Here is a 16,750-nt window from a genome sequence, read left to right on the forward strand (position 1 = left end):
GCGAGGACCGGGAAGGCCAGCAGGACGAGCACACCGGTCAGCAGCACGTTCCACACGAAGATCGGCATACGGAACATGGTCATGCCCGGCGCGCGCATGCAGATGATCGTGGTGATGAAGTTGACCGAGCCGAGGATCGTGCCGAAGCCGGAGAAGGCCAGACCCATGATCCACATGTCGGCGCCGATGCCCGGCGAGCGGACCGCGTCCGACAGCGGGCTGTAGGCGAACCAGCCGAAGTCGGCCGCGCCCTGCGGGGTGAGGAAGCCGCCGACCGCGATGGTCGAGCCGAACAGGTAGAGCCAGTAGGCGAACATGTTCAGCCGCGGGAACGCCACGTCGGGGGCGCCGATCTGCAGCGGCATGATCCAGTTCGCGAAACCGGCGAACAGCGGCGTCGCGAACATCAGCAGCATGATCGTGCCGTGCATCGTGAACGCCTGGTTGAACTGCTCGTTCGACATGATCTGCAGGCCCGGACGGGCCAGCTCGGCGCGCATGAGCAGGGCCATGACGCCGCCGATGAGGAAGAAGGCGAACGACGTGACCAGATACAGCGTGCCGATCGTCTTGTGGTCGGTGGTGGTCAGCCACTTGACGACGACGTTGCCGGGATTCTTGCGCCTGACCGGCAGCTCGTTCTCATATGAGCCAGCAGCTGCGGCGGCACCCTGGGGTTCGTTGAGGATGCTCACAGGTTGTTCGTCTCCCGGTTCTTCTCGTGGCTCGTCTGCGCGATGCCCGCGGGGATGTAACCGGTCTGCCCCTTCTTCGCCAGGTCCTTGAGGTGCTGCTCGTAGCGCTCGGGCGAGACGACCTTCACGTTGAACAGCATTCGGGAGTGATCGACGCCACAGAGCTCGGCGCACTTGCCGCGGAAGGTGCCCTCCATGGTGGGGGTCACCTGGAAGGCGTTGGTGTGGCCCGGAATGACGTCCTGCTTCATCAGGAACGGCAGCACCCAGAAGGAGTGGATGACGTCGCGCGAGGTGAGGACGAAGCGGACCGTCTTGCCCTTGGGGAGCCAGAGGGTCGGACCGGGGTTGTTGTTCTGCGGGTTCCGCGTGCCCGGCGTGCCGAAGTCGTAGACGCCGCCGGCGTTCGCCGGGAAGTCGTTCTTGTACCGGTCCGGAATCGCGTTCAGGTTCGGATCGGTCTTGGCGTCACCGGTCACCCCGCTGACGGGGGTGACGTAGTTGAAGCCCCAGCTCCACTGGTAGCCGACGACGTTGATGGTGACGTCGGGCTTCTTGTCGAGGCTGAGGAGCTTCGACTCGTCGCGGGCGGTGAAGTAGAAGAGCACCGAGACGATGATGAGCGGGACCACCGTGTACAGCGCCTCGATCGGCATGTTGTACCGGGTCTGCGGAGGAACCTCGACCTTGGTGCGGCTGCGCCGGTGGAACATGGCGCTCCACAGGATCAGGCCCCACACCAGCACGCCGACGGCGAGCGCGGCAGCCCAGGAGCCCTGCCACAGGGAGAGGATCCGCGGAGCCTCTTCCGTGGTCGGGGTGGGCATACCAAGGCGGGGGAAGTCCTTGTATGTGCAACCGGTAGCGGTCGCCAGGACCAGGCCCGCGGTCAGTGCCTGCAGCAGCTTCCGCCGCATCGGGCGCCGCGGCGAGCGGTCGGAGCCGTTGGGACTCACGTAGCGCCTTCCCGAGAGTCTCGCCCGCGCGGTTGGCTGCGGCCTTCTCGCTGGTCGGTCGCCGTCCTGCGTCGGGCAGGGTTTGATGTTTATGCGGACCAAACCCTACTGGACGCCATTTGGGGCCGCGCGGGGAGGGTGCCCAACGCGCCGCCGGTCACCCCGAAGGGAGGGAATGCCCGGTCGGGGGCCCCTCCTGACGGGTTCTTCGGCCGCTCCCGAGGGGCTCTTCGGCCGCTGCGAGGGACCGCTCGTTTCGCAGGAGTTAGCGTTGCGGTGTGTCCTACTTCGACGCCGCCTCCGCCGCTCCTCTGCACCCCGTCGCCCGTCAGGCCCTGCTGGCCTCCGTCGACGAGGGGTGGGCCGACCCCGCCCGGCTGTACCGCGAGGGACGCCGGGCGCGGATGCTGCTGGACGCCGCGCGCGAGGCGGCCGCGGAGGCGGTGGGCTGCCGTCCGGACGAGCTGGTGTTCACCCCCTCGGGCACGCGGGCGGTGCACTCCGGGATCGAGGGGGCGCTGGCCGGCCGCCGCCGGGTCGGGCGTCACCTGATCGTGTCCGCGGTCGAACACTCCTCTGTCCTCCATTCGGCGGAGGAGTTCGAGGCCGACGGGGGAACCGTGACCCGGGTGCCGGTCTCCCGGTCGGGCGTCGCCGGTACGCAGGCGTACGGGGCGGCGCTGCGCCCGGACACGGCGCTGGCCTGCCTCCAGTCCGCCAACCACGAGGTGGGCACGGTGCAGCCGGTGGCCGAGGTGGCCGGCGTGTGCCGTGCGGCCGGGGTGCCGCTGCTGGTGGACGCGGCGCAGTCGCTGGGCTGGGGACCGGTGGAAGGCGACTGGTCGCTGCTGACGGCGAGTGCGCATAAATGGGGCGGACCCTCGGGTGTCGGGCTTCTCGTCGTACGGAAAGGGGTGCGATTCGCGCCCCAAGGGCCCGTGGACGAGCGGGAGTCGGGGCGCGCGGCCGGATTCGAGAACATCCCGGCGATCGTGGCGGCCGCGGCCTCGCTGCGCGCGGTGCGGGCGGAGGCGGCCGAGGAGGCGGCCCGGCTGCGAGAGCTGACGGAGCGGATCCGGGCCCGGGTGCCGCAGCTGGTCCCCGATGTGGAGGTGGTGGGCGACCCGGTCCGGCGGCTGCCCGGGATCGTCACCTTCTCCTGTCTCTATGTCGACGGGGAGACGGTGCTGCACGAGCTGGACCGTGCGGGCTTCTCCGTCTCCTCGGGATCGTCCTGTACGAGCAGCACGCTGACCCCGAGCCATGTCCTGAAGGCGATGGGGGTGCTGAGCGAGGGCAACGTCCGGGTGTCGCTGCCACCGGGGACGCCGGCCGAGGAAGTCGACCGGTTCCTTTCGGTACTGCCGGGCGTGGTGGCGGCGGTGCGCGAGAAGCTCGGCGCGCCGGCTCCGCGGACGGCCGCGCACGAGGACGCCCTCGTCGTCGACGCCCTCGGCAAGCGGTGCCCGATCCCGGTGATCGAGCTGGCGAAGGTCATCGGGGACGTCCCGGTGGGCGGCACGGTGCGTGTCCTGTCGGACGACGAGGCGGCCCGCCTCGACATCCCGGCCTGGTGCGAGATGCGGGGACAGCGGTACGTGGGGGAGGAGCCGGCGGAGCAGGGCTCCGCCTATCTGGTCCGCCGGCTCTCCTAGGACGTGCGCCCGGTCCCCGGGGCGTGGCCCGCGGTCAGGCCAGGTGCTCCTGGACGTCCGCCGCGGCCTCGTCGCCGTACGCCTTGGTGAAGCGGTCCATGAAGTGGGCCCGGCGCAGCTGGTACTCCTGGGTGCCCAGGGTCTCGATGACCAGGGTCGCGAGCATGCAGCCGACCTGGGCCGCACGCTCCAGCGGAACGTCCCAGACGAGGCCCGACAGGAAGCCCGCGCGGAAGGCGTCGCCGACGCCCGTCGGGTCCACCTTGGCCGTCTCCTCGGGCACGCCGACCTCGATCGGGTCGTCGCCGGACCGCTCGATGCGCACGCCCCGTGAGCCGAGCGTGGTCACCCGGTGGCCCACCCGGGACAGGATCTCGGCGTCGGTCCAGCCCGTCTTGTTCTCGATGAGCCCCTTCTCGTACTCGTTGGAGAAGAGGTAGGTCGCCCCGTCCAGCAGTATCCGGATCTCGTCGCCGTCCATCCGCGCGATCTGCTGGGAGAAGTCCGCGGCGAAGGGGATGTCCCGGGAGCGGCACTCCTCGGTGTGGCGCAGCATCGCCTCCGGGTCGTCGGCGCCGATCAGCACCAGGTCGAGGCCGCCGACCCGGTCGGCGACCGTCTTGAGTTCGATGAGCCGGGCCTCGCTCATGGCGCCGGTGTAGAAGGAGCCGATCTGGTTGTGGTCGGCATCGGTGGTGCAGACGAAGCGGGCCGTGTGCTGGGTGTCGGAGATACGGACGGAGGCCGTGTCCACCCCGTGCCGGTCCAGCCAGGCCCGGTACTCGTCGAAGTCCGAGCCCGCCGCGCCGACCAGGATCGGCCGGGTGCCGAGCTGTCCCATACCGAACGCGATGTTCGCGCCCACCCCGCCCCGGCGTACGTCGAGGCGGTCGACCAGGAAGGAGAGCGAGACCGTGTGCAGCTGGTCCGCGACGAACTGATCGGCGAAACGACCGGGGAAGGTCATGAGGTGGTCGGTGGCGATGGAGCCGGTGACTGCGATACGCACGGCGAGGACACGCTCCTGTGGAGGAGGGGGGATTGACAGTTCACGCTACCCGGTCGACCGGGCCCAACGAAGCAGGCGAAACTACCCGATAGTAGATCTTTCTTCGTCAGCTCGAGCGTGCCTACGGTTGCCGCTATGACGAACCTCGAGTTCCACAACACCGGCCCGCTCGACCCGGACGGAGACATGGCGGCGCTGCGCGGCGACTGCGCCCGGATGGTCCCGCACTGGGCCGCGCCCGACAAGAGCGTCTCCCGGCCGGTCTCCCCGTCCCTGATCCACGGTGTGCGGGTGCCGGCCGCCTCGGCGCGCCTGCTCGACGCGATGTCCGACTACGGGGACTGACCGGCCGCCTCCGGGAGCCGGCCCGGCGCCTTGGGAAGACCGGCGCCTCGAGGAGACCGGCGCCTCGAGGAGTCCGGCGCTCGCGAGGGAACCGTGCGCTCCCCCATCGCGTCCCATTGCCGTCCCCCGTCGCGGGGAGGCGGGATACGACTCCTGTGTGCCCCTTCGGGGTACGGCGGGGCCTTCCGGGACAGCAGTGGAGCCGAAGGAGCGATGCGGTGAGCACCGAGCGACCCGACGACACGAACGGCGCACCCGACGTCACCGAGGACACGGGCGGTGCCGCGCCACGGCGGCGCTCCCCCGCGGTGATCGCCTCGGTCGCGGCCGCGGTTCTGCTCGTCGGCGGCGGCGGGGCCTTCCTCGCCGCGAGCGTGTCCGGCGGACCGGACGGCTCCCCCTCGCCCGGCGGCGACGGCACTCCCCCGGCGCTGGCCCTCGACGGGGCCGGCGAGGGCACCACCCCCGGGATCGCCGTGGGCGAGCCCAACCCCTACGGCACCACGTACACCGTGCGGGGCACGCTCCCCGACGGACCGAAGTCGGCACCGGTGTACTGGGCGAAGGGCCGGGTGACGCGGGAGGAGGTGGCCCGGCTCGCAAAGGCCCTGGACCTCAGCGGCACACCGAGGCTCGTCGGCGGCACCTGGCAGGTGGGGGCGGTGAAGGACGGCTCGGAGCCGAATCTGCGGGTCAACAGGGACGCGCCGGGCACATGGACGTTCAGCTCCTATGTGCCGGGCACCGACAACTGCCCCCGGGGCAAGACGTGCCGGCCCGGCGGGCCCGGGATGATGGGGGCGCGGCCGGGCCCGGTGAGCGAGGAGGCGGCGAAGCGGGCGGCCGCTCCCGTACTGAAGGCGGTCGGCCAGGACGACGCGAAGCTGGACGCGTCCCAGCTGATGGACCGGGTGCGGGTGGTGAACGCCGAACCGGAGGTGGGCGGGCTGCCGACGCACGGCTGGACGACCGGACTGCGGATCGGCTCCGAGGGCAAGGTCATCGGCGGCAGCGGCAATCTGGTGGCACCGGTCAAGGGCGCCACCTATCCCGTGCTCGGCGCGAGGAAGACGCTGGACCTGATGAACGGCGCGCCGTCGTCCTACGGCCGCAAGGGCATCGGCGGCTGCCCGGGGCCCGTACCGGTCAAGGACCGGGACGAGACGCCGTGCAGGGCGGGAGCGTCCACGCCGCAGCGGGCGTCGGTGTCCGTGACCGGGGCGGTGTTCGGACTGGCCGTGCACGCGTCGGGCGGGAAGGCCGTGCTGGTGCCGTCGTGGCTGTTCGAGGTACGGGCTGCGGGGGCCTCGGGGAACGGCGGTCGCTTCACCGTGACGTATCCCGCGGTCGACCCGCGGTATCTGACCGCACCGCGGTCGCCGGGGCAGCCCAGCGGGACGCCGGCCCCGCGGCCGAGCCCGTCGACGAGCGAGCCGGGCAGCCGGCCCTCCCCCGCGCCCACGCACCGTGACGTGAAGGTGCTGGGCTACACGGCCGACGGCCGGGACCTCACCATCGCCTACGAGGGCGGGGTGTGCGCCGACTACGCGGCGTCCGTACGCGAGGAGTCCGACCGGGTGACGGTGACCGTCACCGAGACGCCCCGGCAGGGCAGGGTCTGCGCCATGGTCGCGATGATGTACCACGAGACGCTGCGCCTCAAGGCGCCGCTCGGGGACCGCCGGGTGGTGGGCTCGGACGGCAGGCCGATCCCCGAGGAGACGGCGGAGACGCTGCCGGGGGCGTCCTCGGGCGGGACGGGACCGACGCCCGGACGGTGACGGCGGTCCGTGGCAGCACGAAGGCGGCGTCCCCGTCGGAGGGGGACGCCGCCTTCGTGTACAGCGGGATCACCGGTGGTGATGCCGGCTCAGCTGAAGGAGTCGCCGCAGGCGCAGGAACCCGTCGCGTTCGGGTTGTCGATGGTGAAGCCCTGCTTCTCGATCGTGTCGACGAAGTCGATGGTGGCGCCGCCCAGGTACGGAGCGCTCATGCGGTCGGTGACGACCTTGACCCCGCCGAAGTCCTTCTCCACGTCGCCGTCGAGCGAGCGCTCGTCGAAGAAGAGCTGGTAGCGCAGACCGGAGCAGCCGCCCGGCTGAACGGCGACGCGCAGCGCCAGGTCGTCACGGCCTTCCTGGTCGAGCAGGGCCTTGACCTTGGCCGCGGCGGCGTCGGTCAGGATGATGCCGTCGGTGACGGTGGTGGTCTCGTCCTGTACGGACATCTACATCTCTCCCGGGTTGTACGGAGACTGCTTGCCGACGGGTGCAACCGGCGTGGCCGCGGATTCATTCCGGGCCGGGGCGCGTTTCTTTGCGCTTCCCCCTTCATGCTCGCACATGCGCCGGAACGCGGACAGCGGCCTGTGGACGACCCGGGTGACACCGCCGCGCCCTGGGGTGGACGGCCGGGACACCGGGCCGGGATTCACGTCACATCGACACTATGGCCATCGTCAAACTGACGTGAAGCAGTTATGATAGATAGCGTCAATTCGACGAAAAGGCTTGTCCCGCATGTCCCGCCACCTTCTTCCGGGTGGCGAGCCGCAGAACAGAAAGGGTGCGTGTCGTGACCACCGCCCAGACCCAGGAGCTCGACGTACAGCCGACGCCCCTCGCCCTCCTTCTGCTCGGCCGTGAGGCCGACCCGAAGAGCGAACGGGGCGTCGAGTGTCCCGGCGACCTGCCCTCTCCTTCCGACCCCGACCTGGTCGAGCGCGCCCGCGCGGCCAAGGAGAAGCTCGGGAACAAGGTCTTCGTGCTCGGCCACCACTACCAGCGCGACGAGGTCATCCAGTTCGCCGACGTCACGGGCGACTCCTTCAAGCTGGCCCGGGACGCGGCGGCCCGCCCGGAGGCGGAGTACATCGTGTTCTGCGGTGTGCACTTCATGGCGGAGTCGGCGGACATCCTGACGTCCGACCACCAGAAGGTGGTCCTGCCGGACCTGGCGGCCGGCTGCTCCATGGCCGACATGGCGACCGCCGAACAGGTCGCCGAGTGCTGGGACGTGCTGACCGAGGCCGGGATCGCCGAGCAGGTCGTACCGGTCTCGTACATGAACTCCTCCGCGGACATCAAGGCCTTCACGGGCAAGCACGGCGGCACGATCTGCACCTCGTCGAACGCCAGGCGGGCCCTGGAGTGGGCGTTCCAGCAGGGTGAGAAGGTCCTGTTCCTGCCGGACCAGCACCTGGGCCGCAACACCGCGGTGCGGGACATGGGCATGTCGCTGGACGACTGCGTGGTCTACAACCCGCACAAGCCGAACGGCGGGCTGACCGGCGAGGAGCTGCGCGCCGCGAAGATGATCCTGTGGCGGGGTCACTGCTCGGTGCACGGCCGCTTCAACCTCGACTCGGTGAACGACGTGCGGGAGCGGATCCCCGGGGTGAACGTGCTGGTGCACCCGGAGTGCAGGCACGAGGTGGTCGCCGCCGCCGACTACGTGGGCTCGACCGAGTACATCATCAAGGCGCTGGAGGCCGCTCCGGCGGGCTCCAAGTGGGCCATCGGCACGGAGCTGAACCTCGTCCGGCGGCTGGCGAACCGTTTCGCGCCGGAGGGCAAGGAGATCGTCTTCCTCGACAGGACGGTGTGCTTCTGCTCGACGATGAACCGCATCGACCTGCCGCACCTGGTGTGGGCGCTGGAGTCGCTGGCCGAGGGCAACCTGGTCAACCGGATCGAGGTGGACCAGGAGACGGAGGCGTTCGCGAAGCTGGCGCTGGAGCGGATGCTGGCGCTGCCGTAGGACCGCGTCCGATCCCGTGGTCCTGCCTCCTCACCACGGCGAAGGGGCCGGCCCGCACCAGGTGCGGGTCGGCCCCTTTGTCATCCGTGCTACACGCCCGCGGGCTCCACGGGCTTCAGGGCCGTGTCCTCGTCCCTGCTCTGCCGCTTCGCCGCCCTCTTCTTCGCCCGGCGCTCCTTGCGGAGCTCCAGCATGGCGTAGAGCGTCGGAACCAGCAGGAGCGTCAGCATGGTCGACGTGACCAGGCCGCCGATCACCACCACGGCGAGCGGCTGAGCGATGAAGCCGCCCTCGCCGGTGATGCCCAGGGCCATCGGCAGCAGCGCGAAGATCGTGGCCAGGGCCGTCATCAGGATCGGGCGCAGCCGGTGCCGGCCGCCCTCGACCACGGCCTCGACCACGCCGAGGCCCTGCTTGCGGTACTGGTTGATCAGGTCGATCAGCACGATCGCGTTGGTCACCACGATGCCGATCAGCATCAGCATGCCGATCAGCGCAGGGACGCCCATCGGGGTGCCCGTGGCGACCAGGAGACCGATCGCGCCCGTCGCCGCGAACGGAATGGACACCAGCAGGATCAGCGGCTGGGCCAGGCTGCGGAACGTGGCGACCAGCAGCATGAACACGATCGCCACCGCGGCCAGCATCGCCAGCCCCAGGTTCTTGAACGCGTCGCTCTGGTCCTGCGAGACACCGCCGATCTCCGCCGACGCACCCGCCGGCAGCTTCAGCGCGTTGATCTTCGACTGGAGGTCCGCGCTCACCGCACCGGTGTTGTCACCCGTCGGACGGGCCGTGATCGTCGCGGCCCGCTGACCGTCGATCCGGGTCATCGACACCGGGCCGTCCACCAGCTTCACCGTCGCGACGTCGGCCAGCCGCACCGGGCCCAGCCGGAGGTTCCTCAGCTGCTCCAGCGTCGTCGCCGGCTTCGCCGCCCTGATGACGACGTCGCGCTCGGTGTCGTCGAGGACCGCCTTGCCTGCGGTGGTGCCCCCGACGGCCTCGGCGACGGCCGCGCCCAGCGTCTGGTCGTCGAAACCGGCCGCGGCGGCACGGGAGTCGGCCGCGACCGAGATGCGCGGCACGCTCTGCGCCAGGTCGCTGGTCACGTCGGTGACGTCCTTCAGCTGGGCCACCTGGGCGCGGACCTGCTCCGACGCCCTGCGCAGCACGTCCGGGTCGGCCGCCTTGACGACCACGCTCAGGTCCTGGCTGCCGAAGCCGTCCCCGGCCGCCACGGTGGTCGTGCCGATCCCGGACAGCTTCGCCAGGCCGTCCTCGATGCGGTTCTGCACATCCTCGTACTTCGCCGAGCCGTCCAGCATCACCGTGTACGACGCCTGGTTGGTGTCGGTGCCACCGCCGAAGGCGGCCATGAACCCGGAGGAGCCGACCGTCACCTGGTAGTCCTTGACGCCCTTCACCCCGGAGAGCATCTTCTCGACCTTCTCGGCCTGCTCGTCCGTCGCCGCCAGGCTCGTGCCCGGCTTCAGCTTCTGCTTGATGCTGAGGACTTCCTGCTCCCCCTGGTCGAAGAAGTTCGTCTTCAGCAGCGGCGCCATGCCGAAGGTGCCGACCAGGACCACCGCCGCGATGGCCACGCTGGTGAGGCGGCGGCGGGTCGCGAAGCGCAGCACGGGCACGTAGAAGCGCTGAAGACGGCTCCTCGCCTCCTTCTCCTCCGCCGCGCGGCGCGCCTCGGCCGCGTCCCCGGACCCGCCCTTGGGCGCGCGCAGGAACCAGTACGACAGCACCGGCACGACCGTCAGGGACACCAGCAGCGAGGCGAGCAGGGCCGCCGTCACGGTCAGCGAGAACGGGCCGAACAGCTCGCCCACCATGCCGCCGACCAGGCCGATCGGCAGGAAGACCGCCACCGTGGTCAGCGTGGACGAGGTCACCGCGCCGGCCACCTCACGGACCGCGGTGAGGATCGCCGTCTGCCGCTCCTCGCCGTAGCCGAGGTGCCGCTTGATGTTCTCCAGGACCACGATGGAGTCGTCGACGACCCGGCCGATGGCGATGGTGAGCGCGCCCAGGGTGAGCATGTTCAACGACAGGTCGCGCGTCCACAGCACGATCAGGGCCAGCACGACCGAGAGCGGGATGCTCACCGCGGTGACCAGGGTCGAGCGGAGCGACGCGAGGAAGACCAGGATCACCAGGACCGCGAAGAGCAGGCCCAGCGCGCCCTCGGTGGTCAGACCGTGGATGGACTTCGACACCGCCGGGCCCTGGTCGCTGACCACGGTGATCCTGGCTCCGGAGCCGAGGTCCTTGCGCAGGCCGGGCAGCTTGTCCTTGACGGCGTTCGAGATGGCGACCGCGCTGCCGCCGTGGTCCATGGTGATGTTCACGGCGACGCTGGGCCTGCCGTCGGTGCGGGTGAGGGAGTCGGCCTTGGCCTCCTCCTGCCGGACCGTGGCGACGTCGGCGAGGCGCACGGGCTTCTTCCCGGCACCCGGCGTGACCCCCAGGTCCTCGATCTGCGCGAGCGAGGTGAAGCCGCCGCCGACCTGGACCGTGCGGTTGCCGCCGTTCTCGTCGAAGGAGCCCGCGGGGACCGTCGCGCCACCCGCCTGCAGTGCCTGGCCGAGGGCGGCCGGGGTGAGTCCGGCCCGGGCGAGCTTCGCGTCGTCGGGCGTGACGGTGACCTGGAGGTCCCGCACACCGGCCACGGTGACCTGGCCGACCCCGTCGATGCCCTTCAGCGCGGGCACCACCGTCTTGTCGAGCTGGTCGGACAGGGCCTGCTGGTCCTTGCCGGAGGTGACCGCAAGGACCACGGCCGGGATGTCGTCCGTCGAACCGGCGATGACCTGGGGGTCGACCGAGTCCGGCAGCCGGGTCCGGCCCACGGCCTGCTGGACGTCGGCGACGAGCTGCTTGGTGTTGTTGCCGTAGTCGAACGACGCCCTGATGACGGCGTTGCCCTCGCTCGCCGTGGAGGTGACGCCCTTGAGGCCGTCCACCGCCTTCAGGCTGTTCTCGAGGGGCTCGACGACCTGCTTCTCGACCACGTCGGGAGACGCGCCGTGGTAAGGCGCCAGGACGGACACGACGGGCAGGTTGATGGTGGGCAGGAGTTGTTGTTTGAGCTGGGGGATGGCGATCGCCCCGAAGACGAGCGCGACGATCGACATCAGCGCTATCAGGGCCCGTTGCGCGAGGCTGAAGCGTGACAGCCAGGACATGGGTCGGCGTCTCTCTCTGTGGCTGAGCGGAGGGTTCGGGGCGCAGTGAGCGCCCGCCCCTACACCTTGAGGCATGGGCGGGCGCGGTTCCGTCGCCCCGAGGTCCCGTTCCTCGACAGGCACCTACTACGGGCGCAGTACGGCCCGGTGGAGCGCACTCCACCCTTGGATGTAGCGGGCCGGCGCCGCGCTCGGGCCTCGCCCCGCCGGTCAGTCCGCCCGCGGCCGTACCAGCCCGGACTCGTAGGCGATGACGACGAGTTGGGCCCGGTCGCGGGCGCCCAGCTTGGCCATGGCCCGGTTGACGTGCGTCTTCACCGTCAGCGGGCTGACCTCCAGCCGTTCGGCGATCTCGTCGTTGGAGTGGCCGCCGGCGACCTGGACGAGCACCTCGCGTTCCCTGACGGTCAGGGTGCCGAGCCGGTCGGAGCGGGCCGGGTCGCGCCCGTCGTCGCCCTGGGCCAGGAACCGGGCGATCAGCCCCTTGGTGGCGGCGGGGGACAGCAGCGCCTCGCCACCCGCCGCGACCCGGATGGCGTTCAGCAGTTCCTCGGGCTCGGAGCCCTTGCCGAGGAAGCCGGACGCCCCGGCACGCAGCGACTGCACGACGTAGTCGTCGACCTCGAAGGTGGTCAGGATGACCACCCGGACCTGGGCGAGGGCGGGGTCGGCGCTGATCAGACGGGTGGCGGCGAGACCGTCCGTCCCGGGCATCCGGATGTCCATGAGGACCACGTCGGCGCGCCGCTCCGCGGCCAGCCGGGCCGCCTCCGCGCCGTCGGACGCCTCGCCCACCACCTCCATGTCCGGCTCCGAGTCGACGAGGACCCGAAAGGCGCTGCGCAGCAGCGCCTGGTCGTCGGCGAGCAGGACACGGATGGTCATACGGGCCCTCCCTGGGCGGCGGTCACACGTTCTCCCCGGCAGCCGTCGTCGTGTGCGTCTTGAGCGGCAGGATCGCATGGACCCGGAAGCCGCCTCCGTAGCGGGGACCGGTGGTGAGGGCGCCGCCGAGGGCGGTGACCCGTTCCCGCATGCCCAGCAGTCCGTGGCCGCCGCTTCCGGGATGCCCGCCGCGTCCGGGATGCCCGTCGCTTCCGGGATGCCCGTCGTGTCCGCCGCCTTCCGGGTGTCCCGTGCGTCCGGTCTGTCCGTCGTCGTCTTCGGGCACGGCGTCCTCGCCCGTTCCGTCGTCGAGGACGGTGATCTCCACGCGGGGCCCCACTCTCACCACGCTGACCTCGGCCTTCGCCGTCCGGCCCGCGTGCTTCTGCACATTGGTCAGGGCCTCCTGGATCACGCGGTACGCGGCCAGGTCGACGGCCGCGGGCAAGGGGGTGCCGTGGTCGGCGCGGGCGACCTCCACGGGGAGGCCGGCGTTGCGGAAGGTGTCGGCGAGTTCGTCGAGACGGGCGAGACCGGGGGCGGGCTCGGTGGGTGCCTCGGGGTCGCCGGACTGCCGCAGCAGACCGACGGTGGCGCGCAGTTCGTTGAGCGCGGAGCGGCTGGCCTCGCGGACGTGGGCGAGGGCCTCCTTCGCCTGGTCGGGGCGCTTGTCCATGACATGCGCGGCGACCCCGGCCTGCACATTGACCAGTGCTATGTGGTGGGCGACCACATCGTGCAGGTCCCGGGCGATGCGCAGCCGTTCCTCGGCGACCCGGCGGCGGGCCTCCTCCTCACGCGTGCGTTCCGCCCGTTCGGCGCGCTCTCTGATGGCGTGCACAAAGGCGCGACGGCTGCGGACGGCGTCACCCGCGGCCGCGGCCATGCCCGTCCAGGCGAAGAGGCCGAGGTTCTCCTGGGTGTACCAAGGAAGGGGCCCGGAGAGCATGGCGGCGCCGGTGAGCACCGTCATGGTGAGCAGGCCGACGCGCCAGGCGGTGGGGCGGTCGGTGGTGGCGGCGACGGTGTAGAGGGCGAGGACCGCGGACATCGCGACGGGGGCGCGCGGGTCGGCGGTGAGGAGTTCCACGAGGGAGAGCGCACCCGTGACGGCGAGGACGGGCAAGGGCGCCCGGCGGCGCAGCACGAGCGCCGCCGCGCCGAGCACCATGAGCGTGAGGCTGAGCACGGCCGGGCTGCGCGTGCTCCAGGTGGCGCCGTGTTCGCCGTGCGGGTCGACGAAGGAGCCGGCCACCATGCAGACCAGGACGCCGAAGGCGAGGGCGGCGTCCAGGGCGAGGGGATGCGCGCGGATGCGGCACCGGGTGCGTTCCAGCGTGCTCACGGGCTGTCGGTGCCGAATCCCTCAGCCCGGGATCAGGCCGTCGTCGTTCAGCATCTCGCGGACCTCCGCGAGGCTCGCGTCCGGCGACGGCAGGATCAGCTCCGACGGTTCCAGGGAGTCGTCCGGAAGCGGGGTGCCCAGACGGCGGACCTCGTCCAGGAGGGAGTTGAGGGTACGGCGGAAGCCCTGCTCGTCGTCCCTCTGCATCTCCTGCATCAGCTCGTCGTCCAGCTTGTTCAGTTCGGTGAAGTGGGCGTCGTCCAGCTTCACCTGCCCCTCCCCCATGATCCGTACGATCATGTGGGCCTCCTTACGATGTGGACCCGTGGATGACGGCGTTACCGAACGTCACTGCTTGTCGAAGCGGGGGGTGTCCTGCGGCTGGGACTGGGACTGTCCCTGGCCCGTGCCGCCTTCGAGCGCCTGCCGCTGGTCGGACGACCCGCCGGCCAGCTCGGCCTTCATGCGCTGAAGCTCCAGCTCCACGTCCGTACCGCCGGAGAGCCGGTCCAGCTCGGCCTGGATGTCGTCCTTGGCCATACCGGAGGGGTCGTCCAGGGCGCCGGAGGCCAGCAGTTCGTCGATCGCGCCGGCGCGGGCCTGGAGCTGGGCCGTCTTGTCCTCGGCGCGCTGGATCGCCAGGCCGACGTCGCCCATCTCCTCGGAGATACCGGAGAACGCCTCGCCGATCCGGGTCTGGGCCTGGGCCGCCGTGTAGGTCGCCTTGATGGTCTCCTTCTTGGTGCGGAAGGCGTCCACCTTCGCCTGGAGGCGCTGGGCCGCCAGCGTCAGCTTCTCCTCCTCGCCCTGAAGGGTCTGGTGCTGGGTCTCCAGGTCCGTCACCTGCTGCTGGAGCGCGGCGCGCCGGGACAGCGCCTCACGGGCCAGGTCCTCACGGCCGAGCGCGAGCGCCTTGCGGCCCTGGTCCTCCAGCTTGGAGGACTGCTGCTGCAACTGGTTGAGCTGGAGTTCGAGGCGCTTGCGGCTGGTCGCCACGTCCGCGACTCCGCGGCGCACCTTCTGGAGCAGCTCCAGCTGCTTCTGGTACGAGTAATCGAGGGTCTCGCGCGGGTCCTCGGCCCGGTCAAGGGCCTTGTTCGCCTTCGCGCGGAAGATCATCCCCATACGCTTCATGACACCGCTCATGGGCTTCGCGCGCCCCCTTCTGACGGACTCCGGCTCACAGCACTGCGACAGGACCCACAGTACGGGCCCTGCATCCATTACCGCACTGTTCGGGAACGGATGCGGTCATCCGCAAGGACGACTGCGTGGTCTTCCGCTCCGGCGTAGGGAGTAGGTGTCCCCCGAGGTTGCGTACGGGGTGACTCCGTGTGTCCCTGGGCCGCCTCGCGGAAGAACGGCGGCGGTCTTCCTTTTCAGGCCCCTCTGTCCCAGTACAGACGACCGGCGTTGCCGGATCGTTCCCCATCGGGCTGGGGTCCATGCGCGGGACACCGTACCCTTGGGTTTTGTGTTCCGTAGCCGTGCCAAGGAAGAGAAGGCCCAGGTCGCCGACAAGGCGCCGGTGACCGACTCCAAGCAGCCCCGTAACCCGCAGGCCCCGAAGGGCCGGCCCACGCCCAAGCGCAGTGAGGCCCAGGCCCAGCGGCGCAGCGTCGCCAGCACGCCGACGACGCGCAAGGACGCCGCCAAGCGGCAGCGCGAGGAGCGCCGCGTGCAGATGGAGAAGCAGCGCCAGGCGCTGGCCGGCGGTGACGAGCGGTATCTGCCGGCGCGGGACAAGGGCCCCGTCCGCAAGTTCGCCCGCGACTACGTCGACGCGCGCTTGAACGTCGCGGAGTTCTTCCTGCCGATGGCCGTGATCATCCTGGCGCTGAGCCTGGTGAAGGTGACCGCGCTGCAGAACATCGCGCTGCTGCTGTGGCTCGTCGTCATCGTGCTGATCGTGCTCGACTCGGCCCTGTCCGGGTTCCGGCTGCGCAAGCGGCTGAGCGAGCGCTTCGCCGGCCAGAACACCAAGGGCGCGGTCGCCTACGCGCTGATGCGCTCCCTGCAGGTACGCCGATTCCGGCTGCCGAAGCCGCAGGTCAAGCGCGGAGAGCGGCCCTGAGCGCGGAGCCCGTCACCGGGGAGGCGGCGGATACCCGGCCGGACAGGCTGGGCGGTCTGCGCGATGTCGTACGCCAGGAGCTGGTGGCCCGGCAGCTCGACGAGCAGATAGCCGGGCGGTTCCCGGTCGGGCAGCGGCTGCGGGTGCTCGACGTGGGGATGGGCCAGGGCACCCAGGCGCTGCGCCTGGCCCGGGCCGGGCACCGGGTCACCGGGGTCGAGCAGAACCCGAGGATGATCGCCGTGGCTCGTCAGGCCCTGTCCGGGGAGCCCGAGGGCATCCGGGAGCGGGTGCGGATCATCGAGGGGGACGGGCGCGACACGGGGGTGCACTTCCTGCCGGGCAGTTTCGACGTCGTGCTGTGCCACGGGGTGCTCATGTACGTGGACGAGCCCGATCCGCTGCTGGCGGGGCTGGCGCGGATGCTGGCGCCCGGGGGACTGCTGTCGCTGCTCGTACGGAACGGGGACGCGCCGGCGATGCGGCCGGGGCTGTCCGGGGACTGGCACACGGCGCTCGCCTCCTTCGACACGACCGCGTATCCCCTCACTCCCGACTCCGCTGGAGCGGGGGGACCCGCATCCCGCCTGGGCCTTGCCGTACGGGCCGACCGGCTGGCGGCGCTGACCGCGACGCTCGCCGGTATCGGGGCGCCCCTGCACGCCTGGTACGGGGTGCGGGTCTTCACGGACACGGCGCCCGATGAGGCACCGCTTCCCGCGGACCTGGAGCACCTGCTGGCCGCGGAGGAACGGGCGGGGCGCACGGATCCGTACCGGGGCGTGGCCGCGTTGCTGCATCTGTGCGGGGTGCGCGGCTGAGCGGGGCCC

General features: G+C 71.0%; 15 protein-coding genes. 6 read left to right on the forward strand and 9 right to left on the reverse strand.

The window, feature by feature from the left end:
• Together LZ604_RS32955 and ctaC are read right to left on the reverse strand one after the other, a co-directional pair.
• The coding region (locus LZ604_RS32955) for a cytochrome c oxidase subunit I (protein ID WP_234519728.1) at positions 1–695 on the reverse strand (695 nt) is incomplete at its 3' end.
• Positions 692–1,651: an aa3-type cytochrome oxidase subunit II gene (gene ctaC / locus LZ604_RS32960; protein WP_234519730.1), complete on the reverse strand. Its 960-nt coding sequence runs from the start codon at positions 1,649–1,651 to the stop codon at positions 692–694. The genes LZ604_RS32955 and ctaC, both read right to left, overlap by 4 nt.
• A 278-nt stretch (positions 1,652–1,929) precedes the next feature.
• On the opposite strand from ctaC, the gene LZ604_RS32965 reads away from it, so the two are divergent.
• The gene (locus tag LZ604_RS32965) at positions 1,930–3,306 is read left to right on the forward strand and encodes a cysteine desulfurase/sulfurtransferase TusA family protein (protein WP_234519732.1); all 1,377 of its coding nucleotides are present in this window, start codon (positions 1,930–1,932) and stop codon (positions 3,304–3,306) included.
• 34 nt (positions 3,307–3,340) lie between these two features.
• Here LZ604_RS32965 and LZ604_RS32970 read toward each other — a convergent pair whose 3' ends face one another.
• Positions 3,341–4,315 (reverse strand): carbohydrate kinase family protein, encoded by a 975-nt coding sequence (locus LZ604_RS32970; RefSeq protein WP_234519734.1) that lies wholly within the window; start codon positions 4,313–4,315, stop codon positions 3,341–3,343.
• 135 nt (positions 4,316–4,450) lie between these two features.
• Here LZ604_RS32970 and LZ604_RS32975 point away from each other — a divergent pair, with 135 nt between their 5' ends.
• Positions 4,451–4,660 (forward strand): hypothetical protein, encoded by a 210-nt coding sequence (locus LZ604_RS32975; RefSeq protein WP_234519735.1) that lies wholly within the window; start codon positions 4,451–4,453, stop codon positions 4,658–4,660.
• A gap of 218 nt (positions 4,661–4,878) precedes the next feature.
• Complete coding sequence (locus LZ604_RS32980; RefSeq protein WP_234519738.1) at positions 4,879–6,441, forward strand: hypothetical protein; 1,563 nt, start codon at positions 4,879–4,881, stop codon at positions 6,439–6,441.
• An 89-nt stretch (positions 6,442–6,530) separates the two neighbouring features.
• Here LZ604_RS32980 and LZ604_RS32985 read toward each other — a convergent pair whose 3' ends face one another.
• On the reverse strand, positions 6,531–6,887 hold the full coding sequence (locus LZ604_RS32985; protein WP_055491910.1) for an iron-sulfur cluster assembly accessory protein: 357 nt from the start codon (positions 6,885–6,887) through the stop codon (positions 6,531–6,533).
• Between the two features lie 347 nt (positions 6,888–7,234).
• Between LZ604_RS32985 and nadA the strand changes: the two genes are divergently transcribed.
• The gene (gene nadA, locus LZ604_RS32990) at positions 7,235–8,419 is read left to right on the forward strand and encodes a quinolinate synthase NadA (RefSeq protein ID WP_234519739.1); all 1,185 of its coding nucleotides are present in this window, start codon (positions 7,235–7,237) and stop codon (positions 8,417–8,419) included.
• An 89-nt stretch (positions 8,420–8,508) separates the two neighbouring features.
• Here nadA and LZ604_RS32995 read toward each other — a convergent pair whose 3' ends face one another.
• The 5 genes from LZ604_RS32995 to LZ604_RS33015 form a co-directional block, all read right to left on the reverse strand.
• On the reverse strand, positions 8,509–11,616 hold the full coding sequence (locus LZ604_RS32995; RefSeq protein WP_234519741.1) for an efflux RND transporter permease subunit: 3,108 nt from the start codon (positions 11,614–11,616) through the stop codon (positions 8,509–8,511).
• Between the two features lie 210 nt (positions 11,617–11,826).
• The gene (locus LZ604_RS33000; protein ID WP_234519743.1) at positions 11,827–12,501 is read right to left on the reverse strand and encodes a response regulator; all 675 of its coding nucleotides are present in this window, start codon (positions 12,499–12,501) and stop codon (positions 11,827–11,829) included.
• A 22-nt stretch (positions 12,502–12,523) separates the two neighbouring features.
• Positions 12,524–13,846 (reverse strand): sensor histidine kinase, encoded by a 1,323-nt coding sequence (locus LZ604_RS33005; RefSeq protein WP_234519745.1) that lies wholly within the window; start codon positions 13,844–13,846, stop codon positions 12,524–12,526.
• A gap of 21 nt (positions 13,847–13,867) precedes the next feature.
• Entirely contained in the window at positions 13,868–14,146 is a 279-nt protein-coding gene (gene pspAA, locus LZ604_RS33010) for a PspA-associated protein PspAA (RefSeq protein ID WP_234519747.1), read from the reverse strand.
• A 48-nt stretch (positions 14,147–14,194) separates the two neighbouring features.
• Positions 14,195–14,992, reverse strand: coding sequence for a PspA/IM30 family protein (locus LZ604_RS33015; RefSeq protein ID WP_234519749.1), 798 nt, complete (start codon positions 14,990–14,992; stop codon positions 14,195–14,197).
• A gap of 328 nt (positions 14,993–15,320) precedes the next feature.
• Between LZ604_RS33015 and LZ604_RS33020 the strand changes: the two genes are divergently transcribed.
• Together LZ604_RS33020 and LZ604_RS33025 are read left to right on the forward strand one after the other, a co-directional pair.
• Positions 15,321–15,920, forward strand: coding sequence for a DUF3043 domain-containing protein (locus LZ604_RS33020; RefSeq protein ID WP_234519751.1), 600 nt, complete (start codon positions 15,321–15,323; stop codon positions 15,918–15,920).
• Positions 15,921–16,003: 83 nt separating this feature from the next.
• The gene (locus LZ604_RS33025; protein ID WP_234519752.1) at positions 16,004–16,741 is read left to right on the forward strand and encodes a class I SAM-dependent methyltransferase; all 738 of its coding nucleotides are present in this window, start codon (positions 16,004–16,006) and stop codon (positions 16,739–16,741) included.
• The last annotated feature ends 9 nt before the right edge of the window (positions 16,742–16,750 follow it).

The organism is Streptomyces glomeratus, assembly GCF_021462825.1.
Lineage (GTDB): Bacteria > Actinomycetota > Actinomycetes > Streptomycetales > Streptomycetaceae > Streptomyces > Streptomyces glomeratus.

Coding starts and splice junctions, on each gene's coding strand:
- LZ604_RS32985 (WP_055491910.1), bottom strand. CDS start 6,887: ATGTCCGTACAGGACGAGACCACCACCGTCACCGACGGCATCATCCTG.
- LZ604_RS32995 (WP_234519741.1), bottom strand. CDS start 11,616: ATGTCCTGGCTGTCACGCTTCAGCCTCGCGCAACGGGCCCTGATAGCG.
- LZ604_RS32975 (WP_234519735.1), top strand. CDS start 4,451: ATGACGAACCTCGAGTTCCACAACACCGGCCCGCTCGACCCGGACGGA.
- pspAA (WP_234519747.1), bottom strand. CDS start 14,146: ATGATCGTACGGATCATGGGGGAGGGGCAGGTGAAGCTGGACGACGCC.
- LZ604_RS33000 (WP_234519743.1), bottom strand. CDS start 12,501: ATGACCATCCGTGTCCTGCTCGCCGACGACCAGGCGCTGCTGCGCAGC.
- LZ604_RS33015 (WP_234519749.1), bottom strand. CDS start 14,992: ATGAGCGGTGTCATGAAGCGTATGGGGATGATCTTCCGCGCGAAGGCG.